Source organism: Maribacter sp. 1_MG-2023 (assembly GCF_030547005.1).
GTDB lineage: Bacteria > Bacteroidota > Bacteroidia > Flavobacteriales > Flavobacteriaceae > Maribacter.
Genome location: NZ_JAUOPN010000011.1, coordinates 79,550 through 95,445, shown reverse-complemented (window position 1 = coordinate 95,445; position 15,896 = coordinate 79,550). Strand labels below are relative to the sequence as shown.

The window sequence follows — 15,896 nt, the reverse complement described above, 5'->3', positions numbered from 1 at the left end:
AGGTTGTGATATTAACTAACCTACTGATTAAATAAATGAAATAAACTATATTTTTTGATAAATAGCCTTAAGCTTTACCGGAGTAATTATTGATTTCCATTGTTCACCTAATGCATTTTCCCACAAAGGTTCCATACCCATAGCAACAGTAATCATAGTATCCATTTCTGCTGTTGTCAATTTAGAGCATACCTGTTTTGGTAATACTATATTATGTTTCTCAAGCATTTTTTTGAACACCGCTACTCCTTCCGGATAAAACTCTTCTAAATATTGAAAAACAAGACAATTGCCTATTCCGTGCTTTACACCAAGAACATATCCTAAACCATAACTCATAGCATGTGCAACACCAACTTGTGAATATGCAATACTCATACCACCATGCCAAGATGCCATCATCAACTTCTCTCTACTTTCTGATTCTTCTATATCTTCTAAAAAAACCTCTTTGCAAAGTTCTAGCGATTTCTCGCCATAACTCTGACTGAACGCATTTAAGAAAGTTCCATTTAGAGATTCTATACAATGTATATAGCAATCCATACCTGTATAGAACCATTGTTCTTTTAGCACTCCCAATGTTAATTCTGGATCTAATAATACCTGATCGAAAGTGGTATAATCTGAATTTATACCTAATTTTTTTTCTGGCCCCATTAATACCGTAGTTCTAGAAACCTCTGCCCCGGTACCACTAATCGTTGGTATACCAACGTGATATATTGATTGTTTATTGACCAAGTCCCAACCTTGATATTCTGATGCGCTACCTTTATTGGTCAGCATTATTGCAACTGCTTTTGCCAAATCTAATAAAGTGCCACCACCAATACCGATAATACCAGATGGCAATTCAGTAAATTTTTCTTGAATCATTTTCACAAGAGCATCCACTTGTTCGGTTTTTGGCTCTTCTTCGGCTGAAATCAAGATAATTTGATCACAAAAAATACTCGGAATTCTATTGATGAGCTCCGTATTTTCAAAAACATCATCTACCAAATAAATCATTGGTGCTTCTGAATGTTTTCTTTTTGGCATTAAAATATCGCCTAGAGTATTAAAACTTCCTTTACCATAGACTACTCTTGGTACCATTGGAAAATTTCTAAACTCTTCTGAAGCTTTTGTTGGTATTTTCTTCAATGTCATTTGTTTATTCACGTCCATTTGCATTAAACATATTCCAAGATATCCGTCAGTGTAGATATCGTCATGTATCCCTTATTCCCTACCGGTCCTTTCACTTCTTCATGTTCCCACGTGGTATGAAATGGTACGTGTATTGCCCTCGCTCCTATTTCAACTAGCGGCAAAACGTCTGATTTTAAAGAATTACCTATCATTAAAAACTCACTTGGTTCTATTTGCAAATGCTCTAGAAGATCGCTATAATTCTTTTCCTTTTTATCACTCAACACCTCTACATGATGAAAATATTCTGACAATCCCGATCGTTCCAACTTTCGCTCTTGATCTAAAAGATCTCCTTTAGTCAAGACAATTAATCGGTATTTATCCTTCAAACTCTTTAAAACATCTTCTACTCCGTCCAATAATTCTACAGGCTTGGTGATCATTTCCTTTCCTAAATCTAAAAGTGCTCCCAATGTTTTTGTTGACACTTCATTATTTGAAAGTTCTAGAGCACATTCAATCATAGAAAGCATAAAGCCTTTTATACCATAACCATATAAATCTAAATTCTTTATTTCTGTTCTAAAGAGTTCTTGATCTATTTTATTTTTTGTTTCATACTTGTCTAAAAGATCTGCAAATTTATCTTCGGTATCTCTAAAATAGGTTTCGTTTACCCATAATGTATCGTCTGCATCAAAGCCAATTACATTAATTTCGTCAAAATTTATTTCCATGCTGCTTGGGCTTTCTTTAAATCTTCTGGAGTATCTATTTCTATACCCTGAACATTAGTTTCTACCATTTTTATCTTCTTACCATATTCTAAATAACGTATGGCTTCAATTTTCTCTGTCGCTTCTAATTGTAACATTGGTAAACGTTGAAAATCCATCAAAGCACTTTTTCTAAAGGCATAAATACCTTTATGCTTATAATATATGGTTTGCTCACTTTTTGCTCTTGGATAAGGAATCGGTGATCTAGAAAAATACAAAGCAAAATCTCTGTTATCTACTATTACCTTTACAGTATTAGGATTATTTATTTCTTCTTCATCAGTAATTTTAACCATTAAAGAGGCAAGATCAATTTCTTTGTGAATATCATCTTCAAAAACCTTCATCACCCCTTCTAAGCTTTCTCTATCTGTAAAAGGCTCATCACCTTGTACGTTTACGATTATGTCAACATCCATCTGCATTACGGCCTCTGCAATACGATCACTACCACAATCATGTTCTTTTTGGCTCAAAATAGCCAAACCACCTTCTTTAATAATGGTATTATAAATAACTTCGCTATCCGTAACTACATATACTTCATCAAATAACTTGGTATGTACCGCAGCTTGATACGTTCTTAAAATGACCGGTTTACCAGCTAAATCTTGCATTAATTTTGCAGGAAATCTCGATGCCGCATAACGGGCAGGAATCATTGCTATTTTCTTCAACTACTTTTATTTTATGTTTTTGCCTTTGGTCGTAAGCTTCTATATATCCTAAAGATTATCACTAAAATTATAATAACCAAAACTGCTGCTAAGATAGGCGCAAATATTGAAGCTATTGATACTACTGCCGCTGTACCTGTTTCTACAGTGGTTATCAATGGGTTCGCCAAACCACCGGTTGTCGCAGTAGATGCCAAACGACCTGTGGCCCCTGCTCCTTTAATTGCAGTGGCAGTACCGCCACCGGCTATTATTGCCAACGACCAAGTTATTACCGGGTCTAAATCTGCTACTGTTGAGACCATTACCGCAGTACCTGCTATTGCCGCTAAAGGCACTGCTATACTATCTAATAAATTATCGAACCATGGTATGAAATAGGCAAATATTTCTAATAAAGTTGCAACACCTAGTGTTAGAACAGCTACTAAACTTCCAATCCATTGCCAATTATCATTAAGTTCCCATACTCCGAAATATGATGCCAGACTTAGGGCAAACAAGGGCAGAAAAACTCTAAATCCTACAGATGCTGCTAATCCTATTCCTAAAAATATACTTAATACTGTATCTGTTGTCATATGCTATTTAAAATTAGAAAACATTCTTTCCTACATCAATAATTACTAAAATAACCTTTTCTTATTCAAGAAAAAAATCATCTTTAAAACCTATAAGATACAACTTGCTCTTTGCTCTGGTAACTGCAGTATATAGCCATCTTAGGTATTCTTTATCTATACCATTGGGCAAATAGGGCTGCTCTATGAAAACCGTATTCCATTGTCCCCCTTGAGATTTATGACAGGTTATTGCGTATGAGAATTTGACCTGTAAACCGTTGAAATATTTATTATTCTTTACACCTAAAAACTTCTTGTACTTAGAACTTTCGTGTGCGAAGTCTTTCATGACTTCTTGATATAACCTATTACCATCTTCATAAGATAAGGATGGAGATTCTGCGGTAATGGTATCTAACAATAAGACGGTTTCAAAAGGTGGCATATTGGGGTAATCGACCATTTTCACCTTAACCTCGGCAAATTTAAAAGTAAAAATTTCCTTGATATCAAATATTTCTAAAATCTCTATAATATCTCCGTTTGCAATAAAACCGGCCTCTGTGCTTGGCTTTAACCAATAGTAGTTATTCTTCACCACCATCATAAAATCACCTACAGCAATATCATTCTCTAAAAATAAAATTCGCTCTCTAATATTTTGATTGTAAAGATTTGCACGTTTATTGGAGCGGACTATAAATGCAGTTTCTTCTTTGCCATTTTCTGAATATGAACTATCGATTGCTTCTTGAATTTCGTTACCATCTATTAGTCGTACTATATCAGTGAACGGATCTACATCAAATTTAAAATCTTCAAAAAAATCGCTTTGTAATTGCTCTCTTAATAAAGTTGCATTTGCTAATATTCCTGAATCACCTGCTTGCCTTACTACTTCATTCAACTCTAAATGAACCACTTCTTTATTATAGTTCAAAGAAAGTTTATCCCCATCTAAAGCGGGACTCAAAACTAAATGCACCGGTGGCAATTGCGCTGTATCCCCTATTAATAACAACTTACATTTGTGCCCAGAGTATACGAACATCATTAAATCATCCAATAAAGAACCATTTTCGAATAATTTAGAATCTGCAGCAGTATCTGGTATCATAGACGCTTCATCGACTATAAATAAAGTATCTCTATGTTTATTTGGCGCTAAAACAAACTGCACTCCCCCACCACTTTGCTTCTTCGGAAAATATATTTTTCTGTGTATGGTAAACGCCTGTGTTTTTGAATAATTCGACATCACTTTTGCCGCTCTACCGGTCGGTGCCATTAGCACTGCTTTCTTCTGAACCTTCCATAAACTGTTGACTAAAGTGCCTATTAAAGTAGTTTTACCCGTACCAGCGTAACCTTTTAACAAAAAAACTTCATCCTTGACCGTAGAAAGGGTAAACTCAGCTAATTTATGCAAAGCCACTGATTGTGTGGCAGTTGGTGTATGTGGAAATTTAGATTCTAGTATGCTATAGAATGATGCGGGTGTTGTTGGTTTCATGTGCCATCAAAGATAAAGATGATTTTTAGCCTAAAAACTTTTACGATTAAAAAAAAATTGTAGATTTGTGAAGACCACTAAATAAAATAACACATACGAAATGAAGACCATTATACAAATTGTACTTTGGATTGGGTGTATCGCTTTAGGATACTTTATCTACAACTCCATAACTGGACCAATTAAATTTAAAGAGGTAAAAGAGGAACGTTTTTCTCAGGTTGTTGCCAAATTAAAAGATATTAAAAATTCTCAAGACGCTTACAAAACCATTAACGGTAAATATGCGAATGACTTTAATAGTCTTATTCGTTTTATTGACACTGGCAACTATGTTATTACGCAACAAAGAGATTCTTCTTTCTTAGAGATGAATGATGCATACGGAATTGAAATGCTTAAAGAGGTTAAAATAATTGATACTTTAGGTTTCGTTTCAGTAAAAGATTCACTTTTCAAAACTGATAATAGATATAAAAGCTTAATGGATGTACCTACAGCGGCAAATGGTGAAAAATTCACAATGAAAGCTGGGTTTGTAGAAAAGAGTGGTTATAAAGCTCCTGTTTTCGAAGCCAAAGTTGATAAGGAAGTTGTTCTTTATGATCAACCAAAAGATTTATTAGCTCGTGAGAAAGCATCGTTAAGTGTAGAAGAAGTAAATGGACCTACCATATATGTTGGTTCTATGGATGAAGTTAGCACAAGCGGCAACTGGCCTGCTATATATGACAGAAAAGAAAAAAAATAGTAGCTTTAATATAGCGGATAAAAATTTTAAGAAATTGTCCATTCAGGTTAGCTTGAATGGACTTTCTTTTTGTGTAGCAGATACTGTTTCACAAAAATTATTGATTTCTGACAAAGTGGATTTTTCCGATGAAAAAAATCCGATGACCGCTAAAGATGAATTGGAAAAACTTTTTCAAAAGCATGATATAGAAAATATGCAATTTGATGAAGTTGTTGCTATTCATAGAAACACCCTTTTTGGACTTGTACCTAAATCTTTATTCAACCCCAATAACTTAAATGAATACCTTAAATTAAATACTAAGGTTCTGGCGAATGATATTTTAGCTTATGACGAGGTAGAGAATCATGAATTAGTCAATGTTTATGTTCCTTATGTAAACATTAACAATTACATATACGATCTTTTTGGTGAGTTCGATTTTATGCACAATGGCACGGTATTACTGCAATCTTTACTAAATAACCAAACACAAAATCAAGAGATAACTTGTTTTGTACATGCCAACAAAGAACAATTAGATATTACTGTTCTAAACCAACGTAAACTACTTCTCTATAATAGTTTTAAATACCAAACAAAAGAAGACTTTGTCTATTATCTTCTATTTGTAATTGAGCAATTAGAATTAGACCCTAAAACTGTTACCGTAAAATTATTTGGAAGTATAGAAGAAGATGACGAAATTTTTCAACTTTGCTATAATTATATTCAGAATATTAGCATTTTTGAACCATCGACCGCTCAATTATTAAAACTTGGAGAGACCTCAACAGGCTCTATAGACTTCACCCTTATTAATACTATATAATGCGCATCATATCAGGAAAACATAAAGGACGTCACTTAATGGCCCCTAAAAAACTACCTGTAAGGCCTACAAAAGATATGGCCAAAGAGAGCTTGTTCAATATTTTGAACAATAGTTACTATTTTCCAGACTTAAAAGTTCTTGATCTTTTTGCAGGTACTGGCAATATTAGCTACGAATTCTCTTCAAGAGGTGTTGATGATGTACTTGCAATTGACGCCAACTCTGGCTGCATAGAATTCATAGACAAAACAGTTGAAATGCTAGACATGAATATTCGCACTTTAAAAAGTGATGTATTTAGCTTTCTACAAAGAAATACCGAAAAATTCGATATCATATTTGCAGATCCTTTCTATGACATGGACCTTACTGATTTTGAGAAATTACCAGAATTAGTTTTTGAAAATGACCTTCTGCTAGAAGACGGAGTATTAATTATTGAACATTCTAACCGTACCAGCCTAGCTGAATTTCCACATTATAAAAACTCTAGAAAATACGGAGGAAGTGTTTTTAGTTTCTTTGAGAAGTAAACTCAACACATCAAAAAGCAAAAAGACTCTTCGACCACGCTTAGGGTTAATTCGATGATTCTAACCTTAGTTTTGTAATATTATTAAAAAAGCAGGCCATAAGCCGGATTCTGTATACTGAAAAAATTCAGAATTCCTTATCATTTATCTAGGCAAAGGGTTACCCCAGAGCTCGAACCGCCTACCCTTCGGCTTGGGCGTGCAGCCCTCAAACACCGATTTACATGACGTTTCACCGTATAGAGTTTACCTGTTTTCACTACAGCCGAACTGTACTTGCTTTCTGTTGCACTTGTCCTCACTTCTCAGCGGACGGGCGTTACCCGCTATACTGCACTATGGTGTCCGGACTTTCCTCTCCCAATTGCTTGGCAGCGATAAGGTGGCCTGCTGAGCGCAAATGTACTGCAATTGTTGATAACTAAGGATGATCTCTTTTCTTAATTCTCGTTAGAATTAAAGGCTATAATTATATTTGTATAAGAATAAACAGAAGTAGCAATTTGGAACCATTTATTGTATCGGCTAGAAAGTATAGACCCCAGACATTTAAAGATGTTGTGGGTCAACAATCTATTACCAATACATTACAAAATGCGATAGACCAAAATCACCTTGCGCAAGCATTATTATTCTGCGGACCAAGAGGTGTTGGTAAAACTACCTGCGCCCGTATTTTAGCAAAACAGATAAATTCTGATGGCACCGAACAAGAAGATGAAGATTTTGCTTTCAATATTTTTGAGCTTGATGCCGCTTCTAACAACTCGGTCGATGATATTCGTAACCTTATTGACCAAGTTCGTATACCACCGCAGGTAGGTAAATACAAAGTATATATCATTGATGAGGTGCACATGTTGTCTCAGTCTGCTTTCAACGCATTTCTAAAAACGTTAGAAGAGCCACCAAAGCATGCGATTTTCATATTAGCGACTACTGAAAAGCATAAAATTATACCAACAATTCTGTCTAGATGTCAAATTTTTGATTTCAAGAGAATTACAGTTAAAGATGCTGCTGAATATTTAAAATATATTGCTGAAAACCAAGGTATAAATGCCGAAGAAGATGCATTGCACATTATTGCCCAAAAAGCTGATGGTGCCATGCGTGATGCTTTATCGATTTTTGATAGAGTAGTTAGTTTTTCTGGTTCAGAGCTTACACGTAAGGCAGTTACCGAAAATTTAAATGTACTAGATTACGATACTTATTTTGAGGCTACAGATTTAATCTTAGAACATAATATACCAGGGTTATTATTACTATTCAACAAGACCTTATCTCTTGGTTTTGACGGACACCACTTTATATCTGGACTAGCGTCTCATTTTAGAGATTTAATGGTATGCCAGCATCCTGATACTATTACCCTATTGGAAGTTGGTGAAGCCGCACAGCAATTATACCGAGACCAGAGCAAAAAGACCTCCCCCTCCTTTCTTCTTAAAGGTTTGGATATTTCAAATGACTGCGACTTAAAGTACAAAACAAGTAAGAATCAACGCTTACTTGTTGAGCTTACACTTATGAAACTTGCCTCTATCAATTTTGATGGAGAAAAAAAAAATCCTGAATCCGTAGCTCTTAATAACAAGACTATTGATTTTATTGCTCCTTCCGCATTTTACAATCAAGTACCCAAAGCACCAATTAAAGAATCTGAGGTAAAACCAGTAACAGGAAATCAACCAGCTGCTACAAAATCTGAAGTTGAAGTTTCAAAAGAAATAATTACTACCAACAAGGGAGTAGATACTCCAGCAGTATCAAAACCAGCTTCAATAACTGCTGAAGCACAAGAATCTCCAGAAAAACCTAAATATCCACAACGAGAAACTAGTGAAGCACCAACAGTAGAAACAGCTACTGATGGTAAAAAACCGATTATAAATCGCCCTACCAAAAGAGTTTCAGGTCTTTCAATTTCGAGCTTAAATGCCAAAAAGCAACATGAGCTTAATAAAATTGAAGTTGTAATTGATGAAAACAACTTACCAAAAGATAATTTTACCGAAGAAGAGCTGCGTAAGCATTGGGCAGATTTTATAGAAATTATTGATAAAAAAGGTCAAAAAATTCTAGCTTCTAACCTTCATTCAGATATTCCCAAATTAAAAGAAGGCTTTGCTATTCATTTAGAGCTTCCTAACGGAACCATGAAGAAAGAAATTGAGCGAGAGCAGTTCGAATTAATGGAATATCTACGTGCAAAACTGAACAACCATTTCGTTCATTTAGCTATTACCGTAAATGAAACTACTGCAACGAAATTTGCATTTACACCCGAAGAGAAATACGAAAAATTGCGAGAGAAGAATCCGGTTATCGACTTGTTAAGAACAGAGTTCGACCTGTATTTATAACCTTCTTTTACTTCGAAAAGCAAATACCAATAACACTATTGAAATTATTAAAAGTCCGAAGGCTTCCCTTCCTAACTCTACGGTAACTATATCACCATCATTTAAATCGAATCCTTGAAAATCTGAAGGATATAAATATATAAAGCCAATAAAAGCAAGTACTCCAAATATCATCGGTATTACAAACCCAATTTTATTTAATGCGAACAATAAAGACATTAAAGCCGCAACGCCATAGATGATAATCCAATTTAACGAATCTGGATCATTGTATTGCAAAACAGCACCTACCGTAAATAAGACTGCAAAAACATACCCTAATATCTTAAATAATAGATTCATTTAAATTTAGTTTAATAGGTGATCTTCAATAAGATCACGTACTTGTATTGCACTAATCTTCTGATCGTTATCACCCATTACGCGATTGCTTATGAAGACGGGAAAATCTTCAACATCTTCAGTCAACCGACCGTGTGATCCTTTTATCAAAGTAGCATCAATTGGTATAATATTCATCACCGTTCTAAAGCCCATTTTTTTCTTAAGTAGCTTGCCCACTACTTTTGCCATCACTAATTTATCTTTTGGATCCGTCAACATTTCTACTGGATCGTAACCTGGCTTTTTATGAATATCTACCATTCTTGCATAGTCTGGTGCCTTTGTATCATCTAGCCAGAAATAATAGGTAAACCAAGAATCTTTATCTGCAACAACCACAATATCACCACAACGTTCATGTTCTATGTGATAGGTCTTTAAATCTTCTCCGTAAAGAACTTTCTCTACACCGTCAATTGACTTCATCAATTTGGCAACACGCTCAATATCTTTAGAATTCTTACAATACACATGTGCAATTTGATGATCAGCCACTGCAAACACATCACTTGCCCCTGCATCTAAAAGCTCCAAACCTCGTTCTTCACGAATAGCAAGCATTCCCTCTTTTCTTAATACACGATTAAGATGAATTGGTCTGTTTACATTTGTAATTCCGTATTCTGAAAGTAGAATCACTCTGGCATCTAATGCTTCATAATGTTGCACCAATTGTTTTACTACAGTATCAATTTCGTTCAAATCTTTTGATATAACCTTGAAATCAAGACCGTACCGTTGTAAATTATAATCTAAATGCGGAAGGTAAATAAAGGTTAAATCTGGATTGTGCTTTTTATCTGTCAACAAAGCGGCATCAGCTATCCATTTAGAAGAATTGATAGTTGTCTTAGGTCCCCAAAATTCGAAGAGAGGAAAAGTACCTAATGCTTTTTGCATATCGTCTCGTAACTCAGCCGGATACGAATACACATCTGGAATTTTTCTGCCGTCTGCTAAATAATTAGGTCTTGGTGTAAGGCTAAAATCTACATTACTGTACATATTATACCACCAAAAATGATTGGCACAAGTAAAATTAGGATACTTATCTTTTAAATCGTCCCATATTTTTGGCTGCTCCACCAATTTGTTCGATTGTCTCCAGAACTTGACTTCGCATTCATCTTTAAAATACCAGCCATTACCAACAATGCCATGCTCTGATGGCCATTTGCCTGTTACATAGGTAGATTGCACGGCACAGGTTACACCTGGCAATACTGGTTCTATGTATGACGACTGACCTTTTTCTAAAAATAATTTTATAAACGGAGTGTGCTCACCTATCAATCTCTTTGTTAACCCAACTACATTTATGACTACCGTTTTTTTCATATTACATGTGTGATTTAAACCACTCTATTTCTCTAATTATAGACACTGATAAATCTTGTTTTAATTCTGACGGAAGCACATCCCAAGTATAGGTTTCTATTTCTAAATGTTCTGATACTGGATTAGATTTAATATACTCCATGGTTTTTAAAATATGGTCTTGTGTTGAAAATAACTCACCATATTTTTCTAAGAAAATGGGAACGTGATAGTGTGCCCTAAGCTCTGTGTGCTTTCTTTCTCCCTCTAAAATCAGAGGTAAATCGCTATACGTTTTTACTTCGCCATCGATTTTCTCTGTTACCTGATGTAAATAGGTTGGTTCATTAAAATGAGACAATTGTTCCCAAATAACCTCATCCTTATCGCCACCAAAAAGAATTTTCAATGCTGCACTTACTTGAATTTTACCTACTCGTATATTTTCTTTTTCAAACTTAGCAAAGGTATCTTTAGGTTCTTCATATGCCAAAGAGAAATGGCAAACATCATAACAAATGGTGATGTATTTTTTAATTAACTCTTCAGATTCCTTTTGCCCTAACCCTAATTCCTGTTTAAAAAATACTGCCCCTATTGGTAATAAGTAGTCAGAATAAAAGGATAGTACTTCATGACTATTTTCTAACAACCCGTCTGGTTCTGGTTCTATATCTAAATGCAAATAGGTTCCTGTGGCTTGCTCAATTTCGAACAACTGTTTGGCAACCTCTAGCATATTTTCGGCACCTACGTGAAATGCAGTTTTAGTTTCGCTTTCTGTTTTATGCCAGTATTTATAGGTGATTGGTGATGTAGAAATTCCGCCATTCATTCCCTCAGGGATTAATTCCGACAATTGACGAAACAATCGTTTTGTATACTGTAATCGATCATCAGTGGTCCAATCTGGAGCGTGCACCATATCTTTTACACGTTCATCATGAAAATTACTATAAGGGAATCCGTTCATGGTGAAAACATATAGATTGTTAGCATCTAACCACTTTTTGAAATCGGACATGTTATTATCCAAATCAAGTTCTTCACTTGCTTTATTAGATAATCGAAGCCCTAGACCAAATGGCTGTTCTTTTGAAACTTCTTGTTTTATGCCTGGAACATGTTTTTTAATACTCTCAAAAGTACTTTTCCAATCTTGACCAGGATGAATATTTGTGCAATAGGTTAAATGAAGATTTTCTTTTAGTTGCATTGAACTTAATTTAATGCGAATTGATGATTCAATTTTGAAACTGCCTGTGCCATTAACTCCATATCGATAGTATGAACGTCATGTTTAACACCTAAATCAGAAATTAGGGTAATTGTTAACTGACCACCCAAATGCTCTCTAAACTCTTCTATGCCATCTAACAAAGATTTAATCTCAACCGGACTTTCAACCGGAAGTGAAAGGTCAAAACCTATAGCAATCATTACATCTAAAATATGTTTTAAATCTGCCTCTGAAATTAAACCGATTAATTGTGCATAGGTTACATCTAGTGCAATGCCTTTTGCTACTGCCTCACCATGTCGCAATTCATAATTGGTCATAAATTCCATTTTGTGGGCTGCCCAATGCCCGAAATCTAAAGGTCTTGAAGAACCTGATTCAAATGGATCACCACCTTGCGCTATATGATGCATGTGCATTTCTGCACACTTATAAATGACATATTGCATGGGTTCCATTTCTCTATTTTTCAATGCTGTTGCATTATCCGCTATGTACTTAAAGAAAGTTGTATCCTTAATCAAGGCAACTTTAATCGCTTCTGAAATTCCGGAAATCCAATCACGTTGCTCTAGAGTTTCTAGAAAATTACTGTCATTGATAATTGCGAAAGGCGGAGCGAACGTTCCTAAAAAATTTTTCTTTTTAAAAGCGTTTACACTATTCTTTACCCCTACTGCAGAATCGTTCTGAGATAATACTGTTGTGGGTATTCGTATCAACTTAACCCCTCTATGCGCAATTGCCGCTGCATAACCGACCATATCGATTACTGCACCACCACCTATGACAACTACAAATGAATGACGACATATTTTATTTTCATTGACTCCTTTCAAAACAGACTCTATAACTGTATCGCTATTTTTAACTTGCTCGCCACCCGGCAATACCAAAGTATTCGTATACTTTATAGTTTCCTGATTTTTTTTACAATAGGCTTCAATCTGATTTACTAACGCAGGATGCTGATTTTTCACTCCGTCATCCAATACGAACAGAAGTTTTACGGGTTCAAAATCTTTATAGTCTGCAATTAAGTTTGCGAACAAAAGATTATCTAAAGCAAAGAGTCCCGAAGTAAAATACAATTGATAATCGTACTGAACTTGAAAAGACTGTTTTATAGGTTGTAATTGCATACGTATTTTATGTTACCGCAAATAGTTTAGACAAAAGTATTGATACTGGCAATAATAATAAAACTGCTAGTGCCAAATACCAGTTAGAAAAACCTGCTACCCAGCAAGCGTTCATTACAACAAGCGATAATACACCACCCATTACCGCCTTCTTTATATTTTCGGGTGAATTCTCTTTGTACGCTTTCAAAAGTGGTTTGAAAATTAAAAATGCGAACAATATTAAAAACGGTAAAAGAATTAATGAATTGTCTTTCTGTTGGATAACAACTAATGATATAGCTACTATAACTATTGCATATAATATACCCGCCCAAACAATATGTTTTTTATTATCGCCATGTACTTCACCTCTACTTATTAAAGTAATGGCAAAAATGTAAACTACGGGCACTAACGCTATATACCAATGAGAAAGCATCCCCAAAATAGACATTCCCATTAATAAGTTTAATCCTCGGCAAACACCCATGTTCAAAGGACCCACAAAACCAAATTGCTTGAAATATCCATCATACATTAAAATAGCAATAGTCAAGACTATGGATATTATCCCTGCAAGCATATTACATTTGAATGCTAAAGTAACGCCTATCAACATTAAAATTGTTCCAAAATACATAGCCTCACGCTTAGACACCAATCCGCTTGGTATGGCTCTTTCCGGTCTTTCAATCGCATCTAATTCCGCATCGAATACATCATTAAAAACAACTCCGCCAGCATATAATGCAACCGACGAGAATATTAAAAGAAGTACATCACCGCTTTGTTCTGTTAAAAAATTTAGCGCCTCTATATTTTTTAGATATAATGCTATAGCTATACCTGCCAAAATATCTGCTGCTGCAGTCGGCAAATTTGCGGGTCTTGCCAAATGAGCAAAACCCATTAATTTCTTTTTCATTTTAGGTAATTTGGTCTTCGTCTATTCTTGGCTTCTGACCTCTTAAAACACTATTATCATTAAATAGTTGCGATTGATTAATGCTATCTGGTTGTAACCAATCTGCTTCTTTCATTTTTCCGTTTTTACCAAAAGCATCTAAAGCATTTTGATAACAGGTCTTTCTAACATCTTCCATAGAAATACCTCTTTTCAACATTAAAGAAGCAGTTTTCGGCACTGCCAGTGGATCACTTACACCCCAGTCTGCCGAGCTATCTACGATAATATTAGAACTACCAAATTTCTTAACGACCTCTACCATACGCTCATTACCCATTTTTGTTTTTGGGTAAATAGTAAATGCAGCTATGAATCCGCGATCAAGAACCTCTTTAACCGTTTCTTCATTATTATGGTCAATAATTACATTGGCAGGATCTAAACCGTGTTCCAAACAAACTTCCATACTTTTAATGGTACCGGCTTTTTTATCGCGATGTGGTGTATGTACCTGTACAGTCATATCCAACTCTTTAGCCATCTCTAATTGCATTCTAAAAAACTTGTCTTCTGCTGGTGTCTGGTCATCATAGCCAATCTCACCGATGGCAACTACATTCTCTTTATGTAAGTACAAAGGCAACAATTCTATAACTTGTTCAGCTAAAGCCTCATTATTAGCCTCTTTAGAATTTAAGCCAATTGTACAGTAATGTTTTATACCGAATTGGCTTGCTCTAAAAGGTTCCCAACCAACAAGACTGCTAAAGTAATCTTGAAAAGAACCAACTTGGGTTCTAGGTTGACCTAACCAAAATGAAGGTTCTATTATTGCCACAACTCCCGCTGCTGCCATTGCTTCATAATCATCTGTTGTTCTTGACGTCATGTGAACATGCGGGTCAATAATCATCATTCTATCTTCCATTCTATTGTTGTTTAATCGTATTCCACGTTATCTCTTCGTCTGCTATTTTATGTTTTATCTCTGGTTTACTATTTAAAAGCGCCAATGCCTTCTCATTAACTGAATGATAACAACAAAGGGCTCCTGAATTATTTTCTAATACATCATCACTATCAAGAAGTGTCTTCATATCAATCAAAAGTTCCTCATTCAAAAATTTCGAAACAGGTCTCCAAAACAATGGATCAATTTTTCTGCCTGCAGCCCACCTTTCATGTGCATAATCAGATATTATTCTAGCTAAATCAGCATTCGCCCTATCATCAACAGATTCTATTTGCGAAAGATCTCGCTCCATAAATGCAGCTTTTAAAAACATCTGATTCCATTGTTGAACATTGAAATATTTTGCCGGATATGGGTTATTCAATGTAATTGCGTCAAAAATTGTAGCAATGTTCGTTCTTAAAGCTTCTACCGCTGTTTGTTTGTACGCTTCAGGATTTGGTAATAAAATCAAGTATTTTAGAAAGGTTTCCAACTCACTTGTATCTGCCACCTGTATAATATTTGCGACTTTGGGTGTATAATACTCTTCATTGTGACCCAGAACTTCTGACAACAAATAAATACGTGCTACTTGTAGAATATTTGCTTTATGTTCCCTGAAATAGCTCGCACTTTCAGAATCTAATTGTTTAAATGAAATTGGTTTTGCTACATCAAACTTTACATTTAAAAGGCTGTAGGTCATGAACAAATCTTTTGAAGACTTATCGCCAGCCAATTTCTCAATTTTACTCTCTAACCAACTAACACTTTCTGGTGTTCCAAATTGTATTAAAATATTTTGAATATCTTTTTGATTGTGCATT

The 15,896-nt window shown here is 35.0% G+C and carries 16 protein-coding genes and 1 other RNA gene; 4 read left to right on the top strand and 13 right to left on the bottom strand.

What is annotated here, in order from left to right; all coding sequences use genetic code 11:
- Positions 1-45 precede the first annotated feature (45 nt).
- The 5 genes from Q4500_RS13195 to Q4500_RS13175 form a co-directional block, all read right to left on the bottom strand.
- Entirely contained in the window at positions 46-1,155 is a 1,110-nt protein-coding gene (locus Q4500_RS13195; RefSeq protein ID WP_303600116.1) for an iron-containing alcohol dehydrogenase family protein, read from the bottom strand.
- A gap of 23 nt (positions 1,156-1,178) precedes the next feature.
- Entirely contained in the window at positions 1,179-1,877 is a 699-nt protein-coding gene (locus tag Q4500_RS13190) for an HAD family hydrolase (RefSeq protein ID WP_303600115.1), read from the bottom strand.
- Positions 1,868-2,581, bottom strand: a complete 714-nt coding sequence (gene kdsB / locus Q4500_RS13185; protein ID WP_303600154.1) for a 3-deoxy-manno-octulosonate cytidylyltransferase — start codon at positions 2,579-2,581, stop codon at positions 1,868-1,870. Before kdsB ends, Q4500_RS13190 begins: the two co-directional genes overlap by 10 nt.
- Positions 2,582-2,607: 26 nt before the next feature.
- Positions 2,608-3,177, bottom strand: coding sequence for a DUF4126 domain-containing protein (locus tag Q4500_RS13180; protein ID WP_303600114.1), 570 nt, complete (start codon positions 3,175-3,177; stop codon positions 2,608-2,610).
- Positions 3,178-3,238: 61 nt separating this feature from the next.
- Positions 3,239-4,672 (bottom strand): ATP-dependent RecD-like DNA helicase, encoded by a 1,434-nt coding sequence (locus tag Q4500_RS13175; protein ID WP_303600113.1) that lies wholly within the window; start codon positions 4,670-4,672, stop codon positions 3,239-3,241.
- A 100-nt stretch (positions 4,673-4,772) separates the two neighbouring features.
- Between Q4500_RS13175 and Q4500_RS13170 the strand changes: the two genes are divergently transcribed.
- The 3 genes from Q4500_RS13170 to Q4500_RS13160 are packed head-to-tail and all read left to right on the top strand — an operon-like array spanning position 4,773 to position 6,773.
- A complete protein-coding gene (locus Q4500_RS13170; RefSeq protein WP_303600112.1) occupies positions 4,773-5,423 on the top strand; it encodes a hypothetical protein in 651 nt (216 codons plus the stop codon).
- Positions 5,401-6,237 (top strand): DUF3822 family protein, encoded by an 837-nt coding sequence (locus tag Q4500_RS13165; RefSeq protein ID WP_303600111.1) that lies wholly within the window; start codon positions 5,401-5,403, stop codon positions 6,235-6,237. Before Q4500_RS13170 ends, Q4500_RS13165 begins: the two co-directional genes overlap by 23 nt.
- Positions 6,237-6,773, top strand: coding sequence for an RsmD family RNA methyltransferase (locus Q4500_RS13160; protein WP_303600110.1), 537 nt, complete (start codon positions 6,237-6,239; stop codon positions 6,771-6,773). Before Q4500_RS13165 ends, Q4500_RS13160 begins: the two co-directional genes overlap by 1 nt.
- 84 nt (positions 6,774-6,857) lie before the next feature.
- Here the strand turns inward: Q4500_RS13160 and rnpB are convergent.
- An RNA gene (rnpB, locus tag Q4500_RS13155) (RNase P RNA component class A) lies at positions 6,858-7,167 on the bottom strand.
- A 109-nt stretch (positions 7,168-7,276) separates the two neighbouring features.
- On the opposite strand from rnpB, the gene Q4500_RS13150 reads away from it, so the two are divergent.
- Positions 7,277-9,142, top strand: a complete 1,866-nt coding sequence (locus Q4500_RS13150) for a DNA polymerase III subunit gamma/tau (protein WP_303600109.1) — start codon at positions 7,277-7,279, stop codon at positions 9,140-9,142.
- Here Q4500_RS13150 and Q4500_RS13145 read toward each other — a convergent pair.
- From Q4500_RS13145 to Q4500_RS13115, 7 genes are read right to left on the bottom strand one after another with little or no spacing between them, the layout of a single operon-like run.
- On the bottom strand, positions 9,137-9,484 hold the full coding sequence (locus tag Q4500_RS13145; protein ID WP_303600108.1) for a transmembrane 220 family protein: 348 nt from the start codon (positions 9,482-9,484) through the stop codon (positions 9,137-9,139). The genes Q4500_RS13150 and Q4500_RS13145 overlap by 6 nt on opposite strands.
- A 6-nt stretch (positions 9,485-9,490) precedes the next feature.
- Positions 9,491-10,864: an alkaline phosphatase family protein gene (locus Q4500_RS13140; protein WP_303600107.1), complete on the bottom strand. Its 1,374-nt coding sequence runs from the start codon at positions 10,862-10,864 to the stop codon at positions 9,491-9,493.
- Position 10,865: 1 nt separating this feature from the next.
- A complete protein-coding gene (eboE, locus tag Q4500_RS13135; RefSeq protein ID WP_303600106.1) occupies positions 10,866-12,059 on the bottom strand; it encodes a metabolite traffic protein EboE in 1,194 nt (397 codons plus the stop codon).
- Positions 12,060-12,064: 5 nt separating this feature from the next.
- Positions 12,065-13,225, bottom strand: a complete 1,161-nt coding sequence (locus Q4500_RS13130) for a 3-dehydroquinate synthase (protein WP_303600105.1) — start codon at positions 13,223-13,225, stop codon at positions 12,065-12,067.
- 7 nt (positions 13,226-13,232) lie between these two features.
- Complete coding sequence (gene eboC, locus Q4500_RS13125) at positions 13,233-14,132, bottom strand: UbiA-like protein EboC (RefSeq protein ID WP_303600104.1); 900 nt, start codon at positions 14,130-14,132, stop codon at positions 13,233-13,235.
- Between the two features lies 1 nt (position 14,133).
- Positions 14,134-15,042 (bottom strand): TatD family hydrolase, encoded by a 909-nt coding sequence (locus Q4500_RS13120; protein ID WP_303600103.1) that lies wholly within the window; start codon positions 15,040-15,042, stop codon positions 14,134-14,136.
- 1 nt (position 15,043) lies between these two features.
- Positions 15,044-15,895: an EboA domain-containing protein gene (locus Q4500_RS13115; RefSeq protein ID WP_303600102.1), complete on the bottom strand. Its 852-nt coding sequence runs from the start codon at positions 15,893-15,895 to the stop codon at positions 15,044-15,046.
- Between the last annotated feature and the right edge of the window lies 1 nt (position 15,896).